20 protein-coding genes are annotated in these 20,411 nt (G+C 56.8%); 8 read left to right on the top strand and 12 right to left on the bottom strand.

The genetic code is table 11. The features are described from left to right. Positions 1 to 4: 4 nt before the first annotated feature. The 3 genes from ACSQ3H_RS16435 to coaD are packed head-to-tail and all read right to left on the bottom strand — an operon-like array spanning position 5 to position 1,640. Entirely contained in the window at positions 5 to 514 is a 510-nt protein-coding gene (locus ACSQ3H_RS16435) for a peptidylprolyl isomerase (protein WP_436118033.1), read from the bottom strand. A gap of 32 nt (positions 515 to 546) precedes the next feature. Next, positions 547 to 1,131 (bottom strand): peptidylprolyl isomerase, encoded by a 585-nt coding sequence (locus tag ACSQ3H_RS16440; protein WP_436118034.1) that lies wholly within the window; start codon positions 1,129 to 1,131, stop codon positions 547 to 549. A 14-nt stretch (positions 1,132 to 1,145) separates the two neighbouring features. Beyond that, positions 1,146 to 1,640 carry a pantetheine-phosphate adenylyltransferase gene (gene coaD, locus ACSQ3H_RS16445; RefSeq protein WP_436118035.1) on the bottom strand — a complete coding sequence of 165 codons (495 nt, stop codon included), beginning with the start codon at positions 1,638 to 1,640 and terminating at the stop codon, positions 1,146 to 1,148. Between the two features lie 187 nt (positions 1,641 to 1,827). Here coaD and ACSQ3H_RS16450 point away from each other — a divergent pair, with 187 nt between their 5' ends. Further along, positions 1,828 to 1,968 (top strand): hypothetical protein, encoded by a 141-nt coding sequence (locus ACSQ3H_RS16450; protein ID WP_436118036.1) that lies wholly within the window; start codon positions 1,828 to 1,830, stop codon positions 1,966 to 1,968. Positions 1,969 to 1,986: 18 nt separating this feature from the next. Here ACSQ3H_RS16450 and gyrA read toward each other — a convergent pair whose 3' ends face one another. Next, a complete protein-coding gene (gene gyrA / locus ACSQ3H_RS16455; RefSeq protein ID WP_436119479.1) occupies positions 1,987 to 4,704 on the bottom strand; it encodes a DNA gyrase subunit A in 2,718 nt (905 codons plus the stop codon). A gap of 340 nt (positions 4,705 to 5,044) precedes the next feature. Between gyrA and ACSQ3H_RS16460 the strand changes: the two genes are divergently transcribed. Then, the gene (locus ACSQ3H_RS16460) at positions 5,045 to 5,674 is read left to right on the top strand and encodes a MarC family protein (RefSeq protein ID WP_436118037.1); all 630 of its coding nucleotides are present in this window, start codon (positions 5,045 to 5,047) and stop codon (positions 5,672 to 5,674) included. Positions 5,675 to 5,677: 3 nt separating this feature from the next. On the opposite strand, the gene ACSQ3H_RS16465 is transcribed toward ACSQ3H_RS16460, so the two are convergent. From ACSQ3H_RS16465 to ACSQ3H_RS16475, 3 genes are all read right to left on the bottom strand, one after another. After that, complete coding sequence (locus ACSQ3H_RS16465) at positions 5,678 to 6,100, bottom strand: hypothetical protein (RefSeq protein WP_436118038.1); 423 nt, start codon at positions 6,098 to 6,100, stop codon at positions 5,678 to 5,680. Beyond that, the gene (locus tag ACSQ3H_RS16470) at positions 6,097 to 7,404 is read right to left on the bottom strand and encodes an NAD(P)/FAD-dependent oxidoreductase (protein ID WP_436118039.1); all 1,308 of its coding nucleotides are present in this window, start codon (positions 7,402 to 7,404) and stop codon (positions 6,097 to 6,099) included. The genes ACSQ3H_RS16465 and ACSQ3H_RS16470 overlap by 4 nt, the downstream gene beginning before the upstream one ends. 74 nt (positions 7,405 to 7,478) lie before the next feature. Next, complete coding sequence (locus ACSQ3H_RS16475) at positions 7,479 to 8,372, bottom strand: AraC family transcriptional regulator (RefSeq protein WP_436118040.1); 894 nt, start codon at positions 8,370 to 8,372, stop codon at positions 7,479 to 7,481. Between the two features lie 38 nt (positions 8,373 to 8,410). Here ACSQ3H_RS16475 and ACSQ3H_RS16480 point away from each other — a divergent pair, with 38 nt between their 5' ends. Next, the gene (locus ACSQ3H_RS16480) at positions 8,411 to 8,818 is read left to right on the top strand and encodes a DUF2000 family protein (RefSeq protein WP_436118041.1); all 408 of its coding nucleotides are present in this window, start codon (positions 8,411 to 8,413) and stop codon (positions 8,816 to 8,818) included. A gap of 7 nt (positions 8,819 to 8,825) precedes the next feature. Here ACSQ3H_RS16480 and ACSQ3H_RS16485 read toward each other — a convergent pair whose 3' ends face one another. Together ACSQ3H_RS16485 and ACSQ3H_RS16490 are read right to left on the bottom strand one after the other, a co-directional pair. After that, positions 8,826 to 9,260 (bottom strand): YqaA family protein, encoded by a 435-nt coding sequence (locus ACSQ3H_RS16485; protein WP_436119480.1) that lies wholly within the window; start codon positions 9,258 to 9,260, stop codon positions 8,826 to 8,828. A gap of 49 nt (positions 9,261 to 9,309) precedes the next feature. Beyond that, positions 9,310 to 9,828 (bottom strand): single-stranded DNA-binding protein, encoded by a 519-nt coding sequence (locus ACSQ3H_RS16490; RefSeq protein ID WP_436118042.1) that lies wholly within the window; start codon positions 9,826 to 9,828, stop codon positions 9,310 to 9,312. A gap of 442 nt (positions 9,829 to 10,270) precedes the next feature. On the opposite strand from ACSQ3H_RS16490, the gene uvrA reads away from it, so the two are divergent. The 4 genes from uvrA (at position 10,271) to glnA (ending at position 16,095) form a co-directional block, all read left to right on the top strand. Further along, positions 10,271 to 13,192 (top strand): excinuclease ABC subunit UvrA, encoded by a 2,922-nt coding sequence (gene uvrA, locus ACSQ3H_RS16495; protein WP_436118043.1) that lies wholly within the window; start codon positions 10,271 to 10,273, stop codon positions 13,190 to 13,192. Positions 13,193 to 13,217: 25 nt separating this feature from the next. Continuing rightward, positions 13,218 to 14,021, top strand: coding sequence for a DUF72 domain-containing protein (locus tag ACSQ3H_RS16500; protein WP_436118044.1), 804 nt, complete (start codon positions 13,218 to 13,220; stop codon positions 14,019 to 14,021). 255 nt (positions 14,022 to 14,276) lie between these two features. Continuing rightward, positions 14,277 to 14,615 (top strand): P-II family nitrogen regulator, encoded by a 339-nt coding sequence (locus ACSQ3H_RS16505; protein ID WP_008123000.1) that lies wholly within the window; start codon positions 14,277 to 14,279, stop codon positions 14,613 to 14,615. Between the two features lie 70 nt (positions 14,616 to 14,685). Beyond that, positions 14,686 to 16,095, top strand: coding sequence for a type I glutamate--ammonia ligase (glnA, locus tag ACSQ3H_RS16510; protein ID WP_436118045.1), 1,410 nt, complete (start codon positions 14,686 to 14,688; stop codon positions 16,093 to 16,095). 85 nt (positions 16,096 to 16,180) lie between these two features. Here the strand turns inward: glnA and ACSQ3H_RS16515 are convergent, their stop codons facing one another. The 3 genes from ACSQ3H_RS16515 to crcB are packed head-to-tail and all read right to left on the bottom strand — an operon-like array spanning position 16,181 to position 18,392. Continuing rightward, entirely contained in the window at positions 16,181 to 16,975 is a 795-nt protein-coding gene (locus ACSQ3H_RS16515) for an ATP12 family chaperone protein (RefSeq protein WP_436118046.1), read from the bottom strand. Between the two features lie 16 nt (positions 16,976 to 16,991). Continuing rightward, entirely contained in the window at positions 16,992 to 17,978 is a 987-nt protein-coding gene (locus ACSQ3H_RS16520) for an RluA family pseudouridine synthase (protein ID WP_436118047.1), read from the bottom strand. A 36-nt stretch (positions 17,979 to 18,014) separates the two neighbouring features. Continuing rightward, a complete protein-coding gene (gene crcB, locus ACSQ3H_RS16525) occupies positions 18,015 to 18,392 on the bottom strand; it encodes a fluoride efflux transporter CrcB (RefSeq protein WP_436118048.1) in 378 nt (125 codons plus the stop codon). Positions 18,393 to 18,591: 199 nt separating this feature from the next. Between crcB and ACSQ3H_RS16530 the strand changes: the two genes are divergently transcribed. Continuing rightward, positions 18,592 to 20,367: a glucan ABC transporter ATP-binding protein/ permease gene (locus tag ACSQ3H_RS16530; protein ID WP_436118049.1), complete on the top strand. Its 1,776-nt coding sequence runs from the start codon at positions 18,592 to 18,594 to the stop codon at positions 20,365 to 20,367. Positions 20,368 to 20,411 lie beyond the last annotated feature (44 nt).

Here is a 20,411-nt window from a genome sequence, read left to right on the forward strand (position 1 = left end):
GATCTTATTCGGCGTCTGCAGCGACGCGCATGGAAACAATCGAATCGGGATCCTGCACCGGCTCGCCGCGCTTGATCTTGTCGACGTTGTCCATGCCTTCGATGACCTGGCCCCAGACCGTGTACTGACGGTTGAGGAATGCCGCATCGTCGAAGCAGATGAAGAACTGGGAATTGGCTGAATTCGGGCTCTGCGAACGAGCCATTGAGCAGGCGCCGCGGCCGTGATTGGCATTGGAGAATTCAGCCTTGAGATCCGGCTTGTCCGAACCGCCCATGCCGGCGCGGGCCGGATTGAACGAGCTGCCACCTGTCTTGCCGAACTTGACATCGCCAGTCTGCGCCATGAAGCCATCGATCACGCGATGGAACACAACGCCATCATAGGCGCCTTCACGTGCCAGTTCCTTGATCCGCTCGACATGACCGGGCGCGAGGTCCGGATAAAGTTCGATAACGACATTGCCCTTCGTGGTTTCGAGAAGGATCGTGTTTTCTGGGTCTTTATGGGCCATTTTGGCAATCTCCTGATTTATTAAACGTGTGATTACTTGCCCGCACCAACGGTGACCTTGAGCATCTTGTCCGGGTTGTCGACAGCGCCATTGTCTGCCTCCGAACCCTTCTTGATCTTGTCGACGATATCCATGCCGTTTGTGACCTTGCCAACAACTGTGTATTGACCGTTCAGCGATGGGTACTCGGTGAACATGATGAAAAACTGCGAATTGGCAGAATTTGGACTCTGTGCACGTGCCATGCCAACTGTTCCGCGCACGAAAGGTTCCTTCGAGAACTCAGCGGGCAGATCAGGCCGTGTCGAACCGCCAGTGCCTGCAGCCTGCGGATTGTAGCCTTTTTCGGTGTTTCCGTACTGGACGTCACCGGTCTGCGCCATGAAGCCCGGAATAACCCGGTGAAACACGACATTATTATAGGCGCCTTCCTTGGCGAGCGCCTTGATCTGCTCGACATGCTTCGGAGCGAGATCGGGAAGCAGCTCGATCTTGACGTCTCCATCCTTGAGCTTGATCGTCATCGTGTTCGCATCATCGGCCCAACTCGGGTTAAGCGTTGCAAATGACAGGGATGAGACGGCAGCAACGAGCAGCGCTGTGCGAAATATGGACATGAGTGTCTCCGGGATCAGGATTTGAATTTCGTCTTGAGAGCGTTGGCGACAGGAGCAGGAACAAAATGCCGGACGTCGCCGCCCATGGCTGCAATCTGGCGAACCAATGTGGCAGTAATGGTGCGAACCGCCGGGTCGGCCGGCAGGAATACCGTTTGCAGCTCCGGCGCCATCTTGCCGTTCATCCCGGCCATCTGCATCTCGTAGTCGAGATCAGTGCCATCACGCAAACCGCGAACCATCAGCGACGCCCCATATTTGCGCGCGGCGTCGATCAGCAAACCATCGAATGCGATGACGTCGATCCGCTCGCCATCTTTGCCGAAAACATCAGTTGCAACACGCTTGATCAGACCGACGCGTTCTTCGAACGAAAACAGCGGCGCTTTGCCCGGGTGAACGCCGATCGCCACGAAAACCTTGTCCGCAAGCCGGAGCGAGCCCTGCAGGACATCCATGTGGCCGTTGGTAATGGGATCGAATGATCCCGCATAGATCGCGATTGTCATGAGCGTGTCCTAGCCGTTTTGCTGCGCGCTTTCAATGGTCCGCAATCGATCAGATGAACGGGAGATGAACGTAGCAATCAGCAAGCATTCAGGCTCTCTCAACTATGTGTGAGATAATCGGATGAAACCATTTCGAAGTTAGCACGTTGCTAACCATGAAAGAGCGCAAGATCGAAGGGACAAATCTATGTTTATTCTTCTGAGCATTGCCATGATGGTTGCGATGATCGTTTCCGCGATCGTCATGATTGTAGAAGAAAATAAAAAGCGGGAAGCCCCTCTCAGAACACCCCTCTTTGGTGTCTATCACCATCGCCACGATCTTTAATCGTGTGATCTAACAGCTCTAGATTTCTTCAGAGCCGTTTGTTGTGTCCGGCGATATCTCTTCACTTTCAACTGGAATTTCAGTCTCGATATCATCGGTTTCTGTTTCAGAAATCCGCTCCACCGAAACAACCTTCTCGCCATCGGCTGTATTGAAGATCGTCACGCCCTTCGTTGAGCGTCCAGCGATACGAATGCCGTTGACCGGCACGCGGATCAGCTGACCGCCGTCAGAAACAAGCAGTATCTGGTCGGACGCCTCGACCGGGAAGAGCGATACAAGCTTGCCGATTTCATCCGTCTTCGACGTATCGGTTGCCCGGATACCCTTGCCGCCACGTCCGGAGACGCGGAACTCATAGGATGATGAGCGCTTGCCATATCCATATTCGCTGACCGTCAGAACAGTCTGCTCGCGGTCACGCAGTTCCGCATAGCGTTCCGGCGAAAGGTCCGCCACGTCGGTTGCTTCCTCACCAACGAGCGCGACCTCTTCTGCGTCGTCCGCACCCTGCGCGCGTCGATCGGCAGCAGCCTGCTTCAAATAGGCCGAGCGTTCGGCAGGACTTGCCTCCACGTGCCCAAGGATAGCCATCGAAATGATTTCATCGCCTGGAGCCAGCGAAATACCGCGAACACCGATCGAATTGCGCCCGACGAAGACGCGCACATCGGTCACCGGGAAGCGGATGCACTGGCCACCGGCAGCAGTCAACAACACGTCGTCGAATTCGTCACACGTATCGACGCTAAGGATTTCGTCGCCGTCTTCCTCCAGCTTCATCGCGATCTTGCCATTGCGATTGACCTGAACGAAGTCGGACAGCTTGTTACGGCGTACCGTTCCGCGCGTCGTGGCAAACATCACGTCGAGATTGGCCCAACTCGCCTCGTCTTCCGGCAGCGGCATGATCGTGGTGATGCGTTCGCCCTGTTCGAGCGGCAGCATATTGATCAAGGCCTTGCCGCGCGATTGCGGTGTTCCGATCGGCAGACGCCAGACCTTTTCCTTGTAGACGATACCGCGCGATGAGAAGAACAGCATCGGTGTGTGCGTGTTGGCGACGAACAACCGTGTGACGAAATCCTCATCCTTCATTGATACGCCCGAACGGCCCTTGCCGCCGCGGCGCTGCGCGCGATAGGTCGCCAAAGGCACGCGCTTGATATAACCGGCGTGGCTGACGGTCACGACCATGTCTTCGCGGGCGATGAGGTCTTCATCGTCCATATCTGCGCCGCCATCGGTCAGGACGCTGCGGCGCGGCGTACCGAATTCGTCGCGAATGGCCACAAGTTCGTCCTTGACGATGCCCATGATCCGCAAGCGCGAAGCAAGAATCTCAAGGTAATCTGCAATCTCGACGCCGATCTTGTTGAGTTCATCGGCAATTTCATCGCGTCCGAGCGCCGTCAGGCGCTGCAACCGGAGGTCGAGAATGGCGCGCGCCTGCTCTTCCGACAGATTGTAGGTGTTATCGTCGTTGAGCTTATGACGCGGATCCGCAATCAACTGGATCAACGGAGCGACATCACTCGCAGGCCACCGGCGTTCCATCAACTGGTCACGCGCCGTCTGCGGATCGGGAGCCCGACGGATCAGCGCAATGATCTCGTCGATATTGGCGACTGCGATGGCAAGACCCACCAGGACATGGGCGCGGTCACGCGCCTTGCGCAACAGGAATTTCGTGCGGCGGCTCACGACTTCCTCGCGGAAGCTGACGAAAGCGCGCAATATGTCGAGAAGGTTCAGAAGTCCCGGCTTGCCGCCATTGAGCGCCACCATGTTGGCGCCAAAAGACGACTGCAGCGGCGTGAAACGATAAAGCTGGTTGATAATGACGTCAGTGACGGCATCGCGCTTCAGTTCGACCACAACGCGATAGCCGTCACGATCGGATTCATCGCGAATGTCCGAAATGCCCTCGATGCGTTTTTCGCGCACCAGATCGGCCATCTTTTCGATCATCGTCGCCTTGTTGACCTGATAAGGCACCTCAGTGATGATGATGGCCTCGCGGTCACCGCGCATGCTTTCGACAGCGACCTTGCCGCGCATCAGGATCGAGCCGCGGCCTGTGCTATAAGCCGAGTAGATACCGGAGCGGCCAAGGATCAGACCACCGGTCGGAAAGTCCGGACCCGGAATATGTTCCATCATTTCCGGCAATTCGATCGCCGGATTGTCGATCAGCGCAATACAGCCGTTGATGACTTCGGCCAGATTGTGCGGAGGTACGTTCGTCGCCATGCCGACGGCGATGCCGCCCGAACCATTGACGAGAAGATTAGGGAAACGCGCCGGCAGAACCGTAGGCTCCTGCTCGCGGCCGTCATAATTGTCCTGGAAGTCGACAGTTTCCTTGTCGATATCGGAGAGCAGCGACTCCGTGACCTTCTCCAGACGGCATTCCGTGTACCGCATCGCCGCGGGGGAATCGCCATCGATCGAGCCGAAATTGCCCTGCCCGTCGACCAATGGATCGCGCAGCGACCAGTCTTGCGCCATACGAACGAGCGCGTCATAAATCGAGGCATCGCCATGCGGATGGTATTTACCCATCACTTCACCGACGACACCCGCCGACTTGCGGTAAGACCGGTTCCACGACAGGCCCATTTCGTTCATCGCATGAAGGATGCGCCGGTGCACAGGCTTCAGGCCGTCGCGCACATCGGGCAGTGCGCGACTGACGATCACGCTCATCGCATAATCGAGATAGGAGCGCTGCATTTCCTCGATTATGGAAATCGGCTCGATCCCGAAGGACGGTCCGGATTTATCGTCTTCGGAGCCAGGAGGTGGAGTTAAATCAGACACGAGGCACTCATCTTTCGGATAGAATCAATCTTTGATCTTATAGAGGCTTTTCAAGCCAAAAGCCAATAAACGGCACGGTAATACACAGCTGAAAACCCTTTAATATCAATGAGATAAAATAGTATTTCTCATGCGGTGAAAAACTTCTGGGCTGAATTGTATGTTTCTCGACGTTGGATACCGAATCCGGTACGTTGAATCAGCTATAACGGCTGGGTTGGTGCAGCTTTAAACAGAAAAGAAAAGCAAAATCGTGGCGTACTCAGACACCATTCTCAATGCCCTTGTCACGCTCATGGTAACAATCGATCCACCGGGTCTGGCGCCATTGTTTCTGGCCCTGACAACCGGCATGAATCGAGGGGAGCGCAGTCAGGTCGCACTCCGCTCCAGCCTCACGGCGTTCATTGTCTTGACGGTTTTCGCCATAGCCGGTGCACAGATCCTTGCCCTGTTCGGCATAACCTTGGGTGCGTTCCGTATTGCGGGCGGTCTCCTGTTGTTCTGGATAGCTTTCGAGATGATCTTCGAGCGGCGCAACGAGCGTAAGGAGAAAAGCGCCGAGGTTGCCATCACAAAGGATCATATTCGCAATATCGCCGCCTTCCCTTTGGCGATACCGTTGATTGCCGGTCCAGGCGCGATTTCCGCAACCATCCTTCTTGCCGGAACCCTCTCGGATGCTACCTCGCGCCTCGCGCTGATCGTTATCATCCTGATCTGCATAGCCTCTTGCTATGTTGTGTTTTTCCTTGCTGAGCGCATCGACCGTTTTCTAGGCGAAACAGGCCGCTCAATTTTGACCAGGCTGCTGGGTGTCATTCTCGCTGCCCTTGCCGTCCAGTTCGTTGCAGACGGTATCAGAACGCTCGTTCACGCCTGATGGTCAATAGCCTGAGCTGAGCCGAACGTCGATGTCCTCGCCGAATATGATCGTCAACGGCTTGCCAGCGATGACCTCACCAAGTTCGGGCGCTATCTTCAGCGGCACTGCTTTGTCGACGCTTTCAAGTGCGGAAGCAACAAACGCCTCCTTGACGACCCAATCACCCCCGGCCTTTCTGTAGGTGACGCGCGGGGTGGCGATCACACTGCCGTCGCGGCGCAGTGAAAACCGTAGCGCGGCTTCCATGCCTTCAGCACCGGCAGGACGACTCCAGCAGGCCAGCAGGGCTGATCCGATTTCTCGGGTGGAATAGATTGGCTCGCCTTTGCCGCAAGCCTGTTCGGATGCCAGCGCGGGTGTCCCCGGCAATGCGAGAGCCATCGCTAACGTGAAGAAACACCAGATCGGTCGCACGATGATCAATTCAACCCCGCTTCCGCTCTGATTTCATCCGCGGCATCCCTTTGCGTGATCAATCGCGCGCTTCGAACACCGCTTACGGAAATCCACAACCAGCTCAGTGCCACGGCCAATCGGTTGCGCACGCCGATCAGGAAATAGATATGTGCCAAGCCCCAGAGCCACCAGGCGAGATAGCCCTTGAGCTTGATCCAGCCGAAATCGGTAACCGCCGCACGCTTGCCGATGGTCGCGAGATCGCCCGCATGGCGATACACAAACGGCCTTGGCGTCTGATCGCCACTGAGCCTCGCCTTGATCGTCCCGGCGATGTGCTGGCCTTGCTGCTTCGCTGCCGGTGCAATGCCCGGCACGGTGCCCTTGCCGCCATTCGAAACGGTCGCCGTGTCGCCGATCACGAAGATTTCCGGATGATCCGGTGCAGTGAGATCGGCATTGACGACAACGCGTCCGGCCCGGTCCGACGGCGCGTTCAGCCATTTGGCCGCTGGCGAGGCCTGCACGCCCGCCGCCCAGATCATGGTCCTGGCGCGCAGCGATTGACCACCGAATTCAACACCGTCCGCATGGCATTCGGTAACCGGATGACCGAGATGAACGGTCACGCCAAGCTTTTCCAGCGCCCGTTTCGCATAATCCGAAAGATCTTCGCTGAAAGCAGGGAGCACCCGAGGGCCACCCTCGATCAGCACGACACGCGTCGTCGCTGGATCGATGGCCCGGAAATCACCTTTGAGCGTATCACGGGCGAGATCGGCTATCGTCCCCGCAATCTCGACGCCGGTCGGACCGCCGCCAATGATCACAAGGGTCAGATATTCTGTACGCTTGGCAGGATCCGGTTCGCGCTCGGCCTTTTCAAATGCGGTCAGAATACGCCGGCGGATCATCGTCGCATCCTCCAGCGTCTTCAGACCGGGGGCGTAAGGTTCCCAATCATCGTGACCGAAATAGGCGTGGCGCGCTCCGGTCGCCAGCACCAATGTGTCATAGGGGATGGTCTCGCCGTCAGCGGTCGAAACCGTCCGGGCAGCTGTATCGACACTTTCAACAGTGCCGAGCAAGGTCTTGACGTTCTTGTACTTCCGCACGAGGTGTCTGATCGGCCAGGCAATTTCAGAGGTGGCCAGTGTCGATGTTGCGACCTGATACAGCAACGGCTGGAAGAGATGGTGATTGCGCTGATCGATAATTGTGATGTCGATATCGACATTACGGAGATTATAGACAGCCTCCAGGCCGCCGAAACCTCCGCCGACGACGACAAGGCGGTGTTTGGTATGGGATGGCGTCTGGATTTCTGTCATGACGAGGCTCCGATGCGCAGACCGAGACCTGTCTAACAGACCAATTGCACTGCGACAATTGCATGAAATGCCGATCAGGGATGAGTTATCGAGAGGTCTCTCGGAGGATCGACCCCGACCAGCGCCGCCCATCGTCCAGGCGTCATGCCGAAGGCTTTCTTGAACTGCCGGTTGAGATGGCTTTGGTCGGTGAACCCCGTTTCCACCGCAATCCCGGCAAGCGGTTCGCCCGTCTTGATCATCTCGCGCGCCCGTTGCAAGCGCCGCATTAACAAAAAGCGATGTGGGCTCGTGGCATAGAGCGTACGGAAGTGCCGGGATAAAGCGTAGCGATCAAGCCCGCTTACCGCTTCCAGCTCATCCGATCGCACAAGACGCAAGGCGTGCTCTTCGAGATAATCGCGTGCCAATTGCGTTTGCCGGATCGCCGGCGCGCCCAATGGTCTGGCATCCTGCCTTGCATGCCGTGCCAAGCCGAGAGTCAGCTGCGAAACGACATCGTCGACCAGCAGCTCATCCAGTTCCTCGTCAAGATTGCCGAGAGCTGCAGCCAAGGCACCATGTAGCGCCGGATCAGCGATGACAGGATCGTTGACGAATGGCAATGCGCCTTGGCGGTTGCCTAGCGATTGCAGCGCCAGCGCCGGTTCCAGATAGAGCATGCGATAGCGCAAGCCATCATCGGTGCCAGCGGCGCCGTCATGCATCTCGTCCGGATGGATCACGATGATATTGCCGGGCATGCTGTGGCGCCGCTCCCCGCGATACCAGAATGTCTGCACACCATGCAGCGTCACGCCGATCGCATAGGTGTCGTGCCGGTGCAGGTCATACGCATTGCCGGCAAACCGCGCTTCGATGCGTTCAAGGCCCGGATTGGACGGCGCAGATGTAATTGTGTCCTGCACGGGAAGTTTGCACAAACGTCCAAGACCACGCGCAGCCTCTTTGCCTAAAATGTCCTGCATAGGCTCAATTCTTCCCTGACTGACGGAGAACTATATCAATGTTCGATACCAAAATTGCAATTGTGTTGCGAAACGACATGGCCCCATGGCAGGCATTGAATGTGACTGCGTTTCTGACCAGCGGCATTGTTGCGCAATCGCCCGACGTGATCGGCGAGCCCTATCGTGACAGGGCCGGGAACACTTATAATCCACTTTCCATCCAGCCTGTGATTGTGCTGGCTGCCGATCAGGCAACGATTTCAAATATTCACCGCCGTTCGCTCGAACGCGATATCAAAACCTGTCTCTATATCGAGGAAATGTTTTCGACCGGCCACGATACGGCCAACCGCGCTGTCTTCGCGCAATTCGCGCCGGACGATGCGAAAGTCGTCGGCATCGCCATGCGCGCCGATAAAAAGCTCGTCGACAAGGTTACCAAAGGTGCCAAGATGCATCCTTGAAAGCAGTTCAAAAGCCCGTTGTGACTGCAAAAACCATGAGGTAACGGACAATCTTGGCAATCGCCACAAGTATCACGAAACTGAGCAAGGGTTCCCGCAGGGCACCCGCAACCACCGTCAGCGGATCGCCAATGATCGGAGCCCAGCTCAAGAGCAGTGTCCACTTGCCATAGCGATGATACCACGACGCGGCGCGATCAAGCTGCGTTTGACTTGCCGGAAACCACTTGCGGTCGCGAAACCTGTCTATGCCTCGACCGAGCAGCCAGTTGACAACAGATCCAAGCACATTACCCGCGCTGGCCACGGCAATCAGGACTATCGGCGAAAAGGAATTGCTGAGGAGAAGTCCGGCGAGTGCGGCTTCCGACTGCATTGGCAGAACGGTTGCGGCAATGAAAGCGACCGTGAAAAGTCCAGCGTAAACGCCCAGATCATCCATCATGACTGGGCGTTTGCGCTATTCATCTGATATCTATTGCAACCGCGCCTCAGAAAGGAATTTCGTCGTCGAGATCGCGCGAGAAATTGCCGCCTGCGCTCGAGGAACTGCTCGACGATGCACTGGAACGGCCGAAATCCGAACCATGATCATTGTCCGAAACCTGGCCGCGGCTCGAGTTATTGTCGAACGAACGTCCACCGCCAGCATTTTCACCGCGGGAATCGAGCATCTGCAATTCACCGCGGAACTTCTGCAGCACGACTTCCGTCGAATAGCGGTCGTTACCCGTCTGGTCCTGCCACTTGCGGGTCTGCAGAGCACCTTCGAGATAAACCTTCATGCCCTTTTTCAGGTACTGCTCGGCAACCTTGGCAAGATTGTCATTGAAGATAACGACGCTGTGCCATTCGGTCTTTTCCTTGCGCTCGCCGCTGTTCTTGTCACGCCAGGTTTCCGACGTCGCAATACGAAGATTGACGACCGGATCGCCAGAACCGAGCCGCCGGACTTCCGGGTCAGCGCCAAGATTTCCTACCAAAATGACCTTGTTGACACTGCCTGCCATGATTTGAACTCCATAAATTCCGTTTTTAAAATTTGCGCCATCATACAGAAGCCGCATTCATGGCGGGCAACTGATTACCGCTATCCACAATATACAGTTCCCGGCCATATCCCGCATCGACGTCCGTCGGAATGCTCCTGCCAGATTTGTCAGGAGACTTTCAACGCCCGCGATGAAGCCGTGAGCCGCACAGCAGCTGGTTTTTACAATCAACGCCTAAACGAGACCTGCTTTCACACCCTGTCAGCACTATGTCAGTAGAGCTCGCGCAGTTTGTTCTTTTTTTGTTCTATCACTTGCTCTAACAATGTCAACATGGCTATGGTGATTCCAACTGGGTTTGACCTCGTAAAACGGAAGAGACTTTCTAAATATAGGAAAGCCTCTCGCCAGAGGGCAGTACCTCCTTCCAAATAGCGTGCCCTCTCAAAGGCAGATAGACATGAGCGATCAGAAGTACATTTCCATTCGCGGTGCCCGCGAACACAATTTGAAAAACATCGATCTCGATCTGCCGCGCGACAAGCTCATTGTCATGACCGGCCTTTCGGGATCGGGCAAGTCGTCGCTCGCGTTCGACACGATCTATGCCGAAGGGCAGCGGCGTTATGTCGAGAGCCTGTCCGCCTATGCGCGGCAGTTTCTCGAGATGATGCAGAAGCCTGACGTTGACCAGATCGATGGCCTGTCGCCGGCTATCTCCATCGAGCAGAAGACAACCAGCCGCAACCCGCGGTCGACAGTCGGCACCGTCACCGAGATCTATGACTACCTGCGCCTGTTTTATGCGCGCGTCGGCATTCCTTATTCTCCCGCGACCGGCCTGCCGATCGAGAGCCAGACCGTCAGCCAGATGGTCGATCGCGTGCTGGCGCTTGAAGAAGGCACGCGCCTGTTCATCCTTGCGCCGATCGTACGCGGCCGTAAGGGCGAATACCGCAAGGAACTCGCCGACCTGCAGAAGCGCGGCTTCCAGCGCGTCAAGGTTGACGGCATTTTCTACGAGATCGCCGATGTCCCGGCGCTCGACAAGAAATACAAGCACGACATCGATGTAGTGGTGGACCGTATCGTCGTGCGGCCCGATATGTCCGCTCGTCTTGCCGACAGTCTCGAGACCTGCCTGAAACTCGCCGACGGGATCGCCGTCGCGGAATTTGCCGACAAGCCACTCCCGGCCGACGAAACGGCCAGCGAATCCGCCAACAAGTCCAAGAACGATACGCATGAACGGCTGATGTTCTCGGAAAAGTTCGCCTGCCCCGTATCGGGTTTCACCATTTCGGAGATCGAGCCTCGCCTGTTCTCGTTCAACAATCCTTTTGGCGCCTGTCCAACGTGCGATGGTCTCGGCACGCAGAAGGCCATCGACCCGACAATGATCGTGCCGGACGAAAGCCTGACCTTGAAGAACGGCGCTATCGCCCCGTGGTCGAAGTCGAGTTCGCCTTACTACAACCAGACGCTGGACGCGCTTGGCGCTGCCTATGGCTTCAAGTCTGGTGATCGCTGGCGCGATTTGAGCGAGGAAGCCCAGAAAGCCATTCTTTACGGTACGGGCAGCCGCGAGGTGCAGTTCGCCTATGATGACGGCCTGCGCTCCTATCGCACCACCAAACCGTTCGAAGGTGTCATTCCCAATCTGGAGCGCCGCTGGAAAGAGACCGACTCCGCCTGGTCGCGTGAGGAAATCGAACGTTTCATGTCTGGCACGCCCTGCCCGGCCTGCAATGGCTACCGGCTCAAGCCCGAGGCACTGGCCGTCAAGATCGGCGGCCTGCATATCGGCCAGATCACCGAAAAATCCATTCGCCATGCGGATGCGTGGTTCCGCGACATCGACAAGACATTCAACGAGAAGCAAACCGAGATCGCCGCACGCATTCTCAAGGAGATCCGTGAGCGCCTGCGCTTTCTCAATGATGTCGGGCTCGACTATCTGGCGCTGTCGCGCAATTCCGGCACGCTGTCCGGTGGTGAAAGCCAGCGTATCCGATTGGCCTCGCAGATCGGTTCCGGCCTGACTGGCGTGCTTTATGTGCTGGATGAGCCATCAATCGGCCTGCATCAGCGCGATAACGAACAGTTGCTCAAAACACTTCGCCACCTGCGCGATCTCGGCAACACCGTCATCGTCGTCGAGCACGACGAGGATGCGATCCTCAGCGCCGACTATGTCGTCGATATCGGCCCGGCTGCAGGTATCCATGGCGGCGAGATCATCGCTCAAGGCACGCCTGCCGATATCATGGCCAGCCCGAAATCCCTGACCGGCAAGTATCTGTCCGGTGATATCGAAGTCGCGGTGCCTTCCGAGCGGCGCAAGGTCAACAAGAAGCGCATTAAAATTGTTGGCGCGCGCGGCAACAATCTGAAAAACGTCTCGGCTGAAATTCCGCTCGGCACGTTCACGGCCGTTACCGGCGTGTCCGGCGGCGGCAAATCCACGTTCCTGATCGAGACGCTGTTCAAAGCCGCGTCGCGCCGCATCATGGGTTCGCGTGAACATCCGGCAGATCATGACCGCATCGAGGGGCTGGAGTTCCTCGACAAGGTCATCGATATCGACCAGTCGCCAATCGGCCGCACGCCGCGCTCCAACCCCGCAACCTATACGGGTGCATTTACGCCGATCCGTGACTGGTTTGCCGGTCTTCCGGAAGCAAAGGCACGCGGCTACCAGCCCGGCCGCTTCTCGTTCAACGTCAAGGGCGGACGCTGTGAGGCCTGCCAGGGCGATGGCGTGATCAAGATCGAGATGCACTTCCTGCCGGATGTCTATGTCACCTGCGATGTCTGCCACGGCAAGCGCTACAACCGCGAGACGCTGGAAGTCCTGTTCAAGGGCAAGTCGATCGCCGATGTGCTCGACATGACCGTCGAGGAAGGCGCCGAGTTCTTCGCTGCGGTTCCTGCCGTGCGTGACAAGCTGCATACGCTCGCCAAGGTCGGTCTCGGCTATATCCATGTCGGCCAGCAGGCGAACACACTGTCCGGCGGCGAGGCGCAGCGCATCAAGCTCGCCAAGGAACTGTCGCGCAAGGCGACCGGCCGCACCCTCTATATTCTCGATGAGCCCACCACTGGCTTGCATTTTCATGACGTGGCAAAGCTGCTCGAAGTGCTGCACGAACTCGTCGATCAGGGCAACACTGTCGTCGTGATCGAGCATAATCTCGAGGTCATCAAGACGGCCGACTGGGTCATCGACCTTGGACCGCATGGCGGCGATGGCGGCGGCGAGATCGTGGCTGTCGGCCGGCCGGAGGATATTGTCGAGGCTGAACGCTCCTATACCGGCCAGTTCCTTAGGGAGCTCTTGCGCCGGCGTCCGGGACACAAGGCGCAAGCCGCGGCAGAATAATCGATCTTCAAGGGAGGAGACGGAGATGACCAGCGGAACCATAAGGGCGGGCATTGGCGGCTGGATTTTCGAGCCTTGGCGCGGCACCTTTTATCCAGAGGGTCTCTCCAAGACCAAGGAACTGGAGTATGCAGGCCAACATCTGCAGACGATCGAGATCAACAGCACCTATTACGGTACGCAGAAGCCTGAGACTTTTGCCAAATGGGCAAGCCAGGTGCCGGATGGCTTCATTTTCTCGGTCAAGGGAAATCGCTTTGTCACCAACCGCCGCGTTCTCGGCGAAGCTGGCGAATCGATGCAGCGTTTCATCAAATCCGGCCTCGCCGAACTTGGCGACCGGCTAGGACCGCTGATCTGGCAATTTGCGCCGACAAAGAAGTTTGATGCGGATGATTTCGGCGCCTTCCTCAATCTCCTGCCGAAGAAGGAATCCGGCCTTCCCCTGCGTCACGCCGTCGAGGTTCGCAATCCTTCCTTCATCGATCCGGATTTCATTGCCCTCGCCCGCAAGAAGGATGTCGCGGTGGTTTATGCGGAGCATTTCGAATATCCGGAAATTGCCGACGTGACCGCTGATTTCGTTTATGCCCGCCTGCAGAAGGGGGATGATGCCATCGAAACCGCCTATCCCCCGAAGGCGCTCGACAAATGGGCAGACCGTGCCAAACTTTGGGCAAAGGGCGATGTACCGGATGACCTGCCGCTGGCCTCTCCGAAGCAGCATCCGGAAAAGCACCCTCGCGATGTTTTCGTCTATTTCATCCACGAAGGCAAAGTGCGCGCTCCGCAGGCAGCACAGGCCCTAACACACCGCCTGAACCCGTAACCCAAGCCGCCAATCCGCACTCCATGCATATAAAATATGCAATCTGCGCATTTTTTCAGCAGGTTACCGCGTCCCCGATTGGTTCTTGCGGTGATGGGCCAGGCAGGAGCTTAGAGGGACCTCCTGCCACCTGCTTGATAAAATCGGGTTCCAGGAAATATTTAATCTATTCAACCAAGTTGGCATGCTTCCTGCTTTTTGTTGTGACAAGCGGGCAAGAGGTCCGTTTGCTGTACATAGGGAGATTGTTCTCTGATGAAGAAAATCGAAGCCATCATCAAACCATTCAAACTGGATGAGGTGAAAGAGGCACTGCAGGAAGTGGGGCTTCAGGGCATCACGGTCACTGAAGCCAAAGGCTTTGGCCGTCAAAAAGGTCATACCGAATTGTATCGCGGCGCCGAATATGTCGTCGACTTCCTGCCTAAGGTGAAAGTCGAGATCGTTCTGGGCGACGAATCCGTTGAAGCCGCCATCGAGGCGATCCGCAAGGCCGCACAAACCGGCCGTATCGGCGACGGAAAGATCTTTGTATCCAACATTGAAGAAGTTGTGCGCATCCGGACCGGAGAGTCCGGCATCGACGCCATCTGATCGCACCCTCCATTCACCGGCCATTCGCGTCGGCTACACCAATCATCGTCGCTGAATAAGGAAAATTGATATGACGACCGCAAAAGAGATTCTGAAACAGATCAAGGACAATGACGTAAAGTTCCTTGATCTCCGCTTCACCGATCCCAAGGGGAAGCTGCAGCACGTGACGATGGACATTGCCGAAGTTGATGAAGACATGTTCGCCGATGGCGTCATGTTCGACGGCTCGTCCATTGCTGGCTGGAAGGCCATCAATGAGTCCGACATGGTTCTCATGCCAGACACCGATACGGTTCACATGGACCCGTTTTTTGCACAGTCGACCATGGTTATCCTTTGCGACATTCTCGATCCGATCTCCGGTGAATCCTACAACCGTGATCCACGCGGCACGGCCAAGAAGGCCGAAGCCTATATGAAGGCAGAAGGCATCGGCGACACCATCTTCGTTGGTCCAGAAGCCGAATTCTTCGTTTTCGACGACGTCAAGTACAAGGCAGACCCGTACAACACAGGATTCAAGGTCGACTCGACCGAATTGCCGTCCAACGACGACACTGATTATGAAACCGGTAACCTCGGTCACCGTCCGCGCATCAAGGGCGGCTATTTCCCCGTACCTCCGGTCGATTCCGCCCAGGACATGCGTTCGGAGATGCTCACCGTCCTCACCGAAATGGGCGTGCGCGTCGAAAAGCATCACCACGAAGTGGCTGCCGCTCAGCACGAACTCGGCATCAAGTTCGACGCCCTCACCCGCAACGCCGACAAGATGCTGATTTACAAGTACGTCGTGCATCAGGTCGCCAATGCCTATGGCAAGACAGCAACCTTCATGCCGAAGCCGGTTTTCGGCGACAACGGTTCGGGTATGCACGTTCACATGTCGATCTGGAAGGAAGGCAAGCCGACTTTCGCAGGTAATGAATATGCTGGTCTGTCGGAAAGCTGCCTGTTCTTCATTGGCGGCATCATCAAGCATGCCAAGGCGATCAACGCCTTTACCAACCCGTCGACCAACTCCTACAAGCGTCTGGTTCCAGGCTATGAAGCTCCGGTTCTGCTGGCCTATTCGGCGCGCAACCGTTCGGCTTCCTGCCGCATTCCTTTCGGCTCCTCGCCGAAGTCCAAGCGCGTTGAAATCCGTTTCCCGGATCCGACAGCCAATCCTTATCTCGGCTTCGCCGCGATGCTGATGGCCGGTCTCGACGGCATCAAGAACAAGATTCATCCTGGTCAGCCGATGGACAAGGACCTTTACGATCTTCCCGCAAAGGAACTCAAGAAGATCCCGACTGTCTGCGGCTCGCTGCGTGAAGCGTTGCAGAGCCTGGACAAGGATCGCGGCTTCCTCAAGGCCGGCGGCGTGTTCGACGACGATCAGATCGATTCGTTCATTGAGCTGAAGATGGCTGAAGTGATGCGTTTCGAAATGACCCCGCATCCGGTCGAATACGACATGTATTATTCGGTCTGATCAGGCCGCATCGTTCAAAAAAGAACCCCGGCGCAAGCCGGGTTTTTTTTATCCAAGTGTTCTTAGAAGGGATAAAGGCTGACTGTTACGAAGCTGAAACAGCTTCCAAGATCCGCACCGCTGCGATCATCTCGCGTTCACGGACGGCTCTGCGCGCGGCAGCTTCTGCGTCTTCGCCCCAATGCTCAATCGTCCAATCTTCGTCCACATGCGCGAGCTTCCAGGCTTCAGCACCGGAAATCTCGCCCTTGGCAACAGCGAGCGCGAGGATTGCCGAGCCGGTCAATGTGGTGATCGTATGCAGCGCGGCAATGGCGAACGGATCATTGAACTGGCCGAGGTGAACACTGAAAGCGCCGAGCGCCTCGCGTGGCTGCTCGACATGCATCACCCCTTCCGCCAGCACAAAGCGAGCGCCGAGGTCCGATGCTGCCCAATCGATGATCGGGTCCCATAGTTCGGTCTGGCGATTGACCAGCCGTTCCGGCGAACCGGCGCGATAGCACAGCATGTCAGACGAGGCGAAGCGCAGCACATCTTCCAGCACCGCCTGCGGATCATTGACGATCCCGTCGATCGCCGTATTGGCAAGCCGTGTCGCCGGCATCCGCGCCGGGTCGATTTGCTTTTCCTGTGCGGAAAATTCATCGGCAATCAACTGCGCCGCCGCTCGCGTCGGCAATGCAAGGGTCTGCCGGGCCGGTGTCTTGACCGCGCGGCCATCCAGTTTGACGGCAAACTTGCCATCATGCTCGGCAACCGCGGCTTCTTTATAGAAGCGCTTCGGCAAAGGTAGTTTTGACTGGATTTGTGCGCGGCGAACAGGGTCCGGATCGGAAAGATCCTGTTTCTTATCCATATTGAAAAGGTCGTTACGCATGGTGAAAGTCCGCTATCTAGTTGTCTTCATCTGCGTCGTGTTCGTCGAGCCCGAGCAGATTCCAGGTCTGCACCATATGGGGTGGCAATGGCGCCGTTACATCGATTATGCCACCCGAAGGGTTGGGAACGCGTATCCTGCGCGCATGCAGATGCAGGCGGTTCTGGATACCGCCTGGGAAGGACCAGTTGGTGTCCGCTTCGAAATACTTCGGATCGCCGATAATCGGGCAGCCGATATGGGCGGCATGGACGCGCAATTGATGCGTGCGGCCCGTATAGGGCTCCATCTCCAGCCATGTCAGAACCTGACCCGCAGATTCGATGACACGATAATAGGAGACGGCGAGATCCGAATCCGGCTCGCCATGTTGGGCAACACGCATGCGGTCGCCATCGGGCGTCGTTTCCTTGACCAGCCAGGTGGTGATCTTGTCTTCGCGCTTGCGCGGTATGCCCTTCACCAGCGCCCAATAAGTTTTCTTGGTCTCACGCTCGCGGAAAGCGGCGGTCAGCGCCTGCGCCGCACCGCGTGTGCGGGCAACGACGAGAACGCCGGATGTATCGCGGTCGAGGCGGTGAACAAGCCGCGGTTTCTCGCCCTTCTTGTTGCGCCAGGCTTCCAGCATGTCATCGACATGGCGATTGACCCCGGAACCGCCCTGCACTGCCAGACCAGCCGGCTTGTTGAACACGAAAACCTTCGGATCCTCATAAAGCAGCATCTGCTTCAGGACATCGCCGTCTTCGCGGCCACGAATGCTCTTGCCGGTCAAATGGCCTTCGGCTTTGGAATCCACGGGAAGCGGAGGAATGCGGACAGTCTGTCCAGCCTGCAGCCTCGTGTCCGATTTGGCGCGCGATCCATCGATCCTGATCTGCCCGGACCGCAATAATTTCTGCAGGTGCCCGAAACCCAAACCCGGATAATGTACCTTGAACCAACGGTCGAGGCGCATTTCCGCCTCACCCGTATCGACTGTCTTCTGTTCTACTGCCGCCATCAACTCTGCCTTTTTAGATCAGAGGTGCGAATAGCACTAAGTTGTAAGCCGTGCGAGCCATAATCCAAAAAACAGCGCGCCAATGCTCAAGATCACACTGGCAAGAACATATAACATGGCCGTGGCGAGCTCGCCGCGCTCCCATAACACCGCTACATCGAGAGAAAACGACGAGAACGTTGTAAAGCCACCCAGGATGCCGACTGCCACAAACAGCCGCAGATCCATCGACCCATCGAGGCGCCGTGCCAGAAGCCCGATGAAAAACCCCATTAGAAAGCCGCCAACGATATTCACCGCCAGCGTCCCGTAAGGGAAGTTCACCCCGAAGGCCCGGGTCATCAAGACCCCGACAAGATATCGCGCAACGGAGCCGATCGCTCCGCCTGAAGCCACAAGTAATATTGCGTTCATTTTGCATTCAGCCTGGGCAGTTTATGTTGCGAACTCAAATGGTTGAATCATCACGGGACGTTACGCGACGTAGAAAAATGTTCCTTACAGGAACGTGGAACTGTCATAACTTTAGAGCATTGAATATTGCGGTGCACAAGAGTCTGATGCAGTGTCATTTCTACAGCGTGAGTAGCGGCCCCAGCAGCGGAGTGGCAAAGTGTCATTGTTAAACATCTATTGGAAATCGCTCCAATATCTCGGCGCTGAAAAGCGCGCGACCGTGTTTATCTGCGCCGTTAACGTCGCCTTGGCTTTGACAATGCTTTTTGAGCCTGTTCTTGTGGGCCTTGTAATTCAAGCGATCTCGGTAAAATCCGCCATATGGCTTCCGCTCAGCCAACTGGCAGCGGTTGGTCTGTTCCATATTGGTGCGAACGTTCTGGTATCCAGGGAGGCTGACCGCCTTGCACACCGGCGCAAGCTTGCCGTGCTCACCGAGTCCTACAACCGTGTGATCAGTATGCCCCTCTCCTGGCATCATCAGCGTGGCACGTCCAACGCGATGCATACGCTTTTGCGCGCGATCGAAACTTTGTTCGGCCTGTGGCTGGAATTCATGCGTACCCATCTTGCAACCGCAGTGGCACTTTTAGGGCTGATCCCTCTGGCGTTGGTACAAGATTGGCGCCTCGCTTCGGTATTGGCTGTTCTGGGTGTGATTTACGTCATTGTAAGCCGCGTTGTCACAGCAAAGACCAAGGATGGACAGGCCCAGGTAGAACGTCACCACATCAAGGCTTTTAGTCACGTCACCGACTCTATGGGCAATATTTCCGTTCTCCAGAGCTACAATCGCGTCGAGGAAGAAACCCGCGCCTTGCAGACCTACGCAAAGCAGCTCCTCGACTCGCAATATCCTGTTCTCAATTGGTGGGCTCTGGCCAGCGGTATCAACCGTATGGCTGCAACGATCTCGATGATTGTTGTCCTGTTTCTCGGTTCCTATTTTGTCACGCACGGCGAAATGAACGTTGGCCAGGTCGTCGCTTTCACCGGCTTTGCCGCCCTGCTCATCGGTCGCCTCGACCAGCTCAGTGCGTTCGTCAACCAGATTTTCGCCGCCCGCGCCAAGCTCGAAGACTTCTTTGAAATGGAGGCATCCGCTGCCTATGCGGTTGAGCCGAAGGCTGTGCACGATATCGACAATGTCAGCGGCGACGTTGAATTCGAGAATGTTACGTTCGAGTTCGCCAACTCGGCACAGGGCCTGAAGAATGTTTCGTTCAAGGCCAAGGCTGGCCAGACCGTCGCCATCGTCGGCCCGACCGGTGCCGGCAAGACGACGTTGATCAATCTCTTGCAGCGCGTGTACGATCCGAAGGAAGGCCGCATTCTGGTCGATGGTATCGATACGCGCACGATCAGCCGCCGTTCCCTTCGTAACGCCATTGCGACAGTGTTCCAGGATGCGGGCATGTTCAACCGCTCAATCGAGGACAATATTCGCGTCGGTCGTCCGAAGGCGAGCGAAGCGGACGTACTCGCAGCTGCCGAAGCCGCGGATGCCAGCGACTTCATTCTCGCCAAGTCTGCCGGTTACGGTACCGTTGTCGGTGAACGCGGTTCGCAGCTCTCCGGCGGTGAGCGTCAGCGCGTCGCTATCGCCCGCGCCATCCTCAAGGATGCGCCGATCCTCGTATTGGATGAGGCGACTAGTGCTCTCGACGTCGAAACCGAGGCGCGCGTCAAGGTTGCCGTCGACAAGCTGTGCCAGAACCGCACGACCTTTATCATCGCTCACCGTCTCTCGACTGTCCGCGATGCAGACATCGTGCTCTTCATGGACCAGGGCGAAATCGTCGAGTCCGGCAGCTTCGATGCACTGGCGCGCCAGAACGGCCGTTTCAGTTCGCTGCTCAAGGCGGGTGGCCTGAAGCTCGACGACGATACGGCAAATGTAACGCCCTTCCCGCGCAAGCCGGAAGCCGCTTAAGGGCGAAAACTCGTCAAGAAAAAAGGGCCGCTACACCCACCCTC

It is taken from the genome of Phyllobacterium sp. LjRoot231, from assembly GCF_964253365.1.
Classification (GTDB): domain Bacteria; phylum Pseudomonadota; class Alphaproteobacteria; order Rhizobiales; family Rhizobiaceae; genus Phyllobacterium.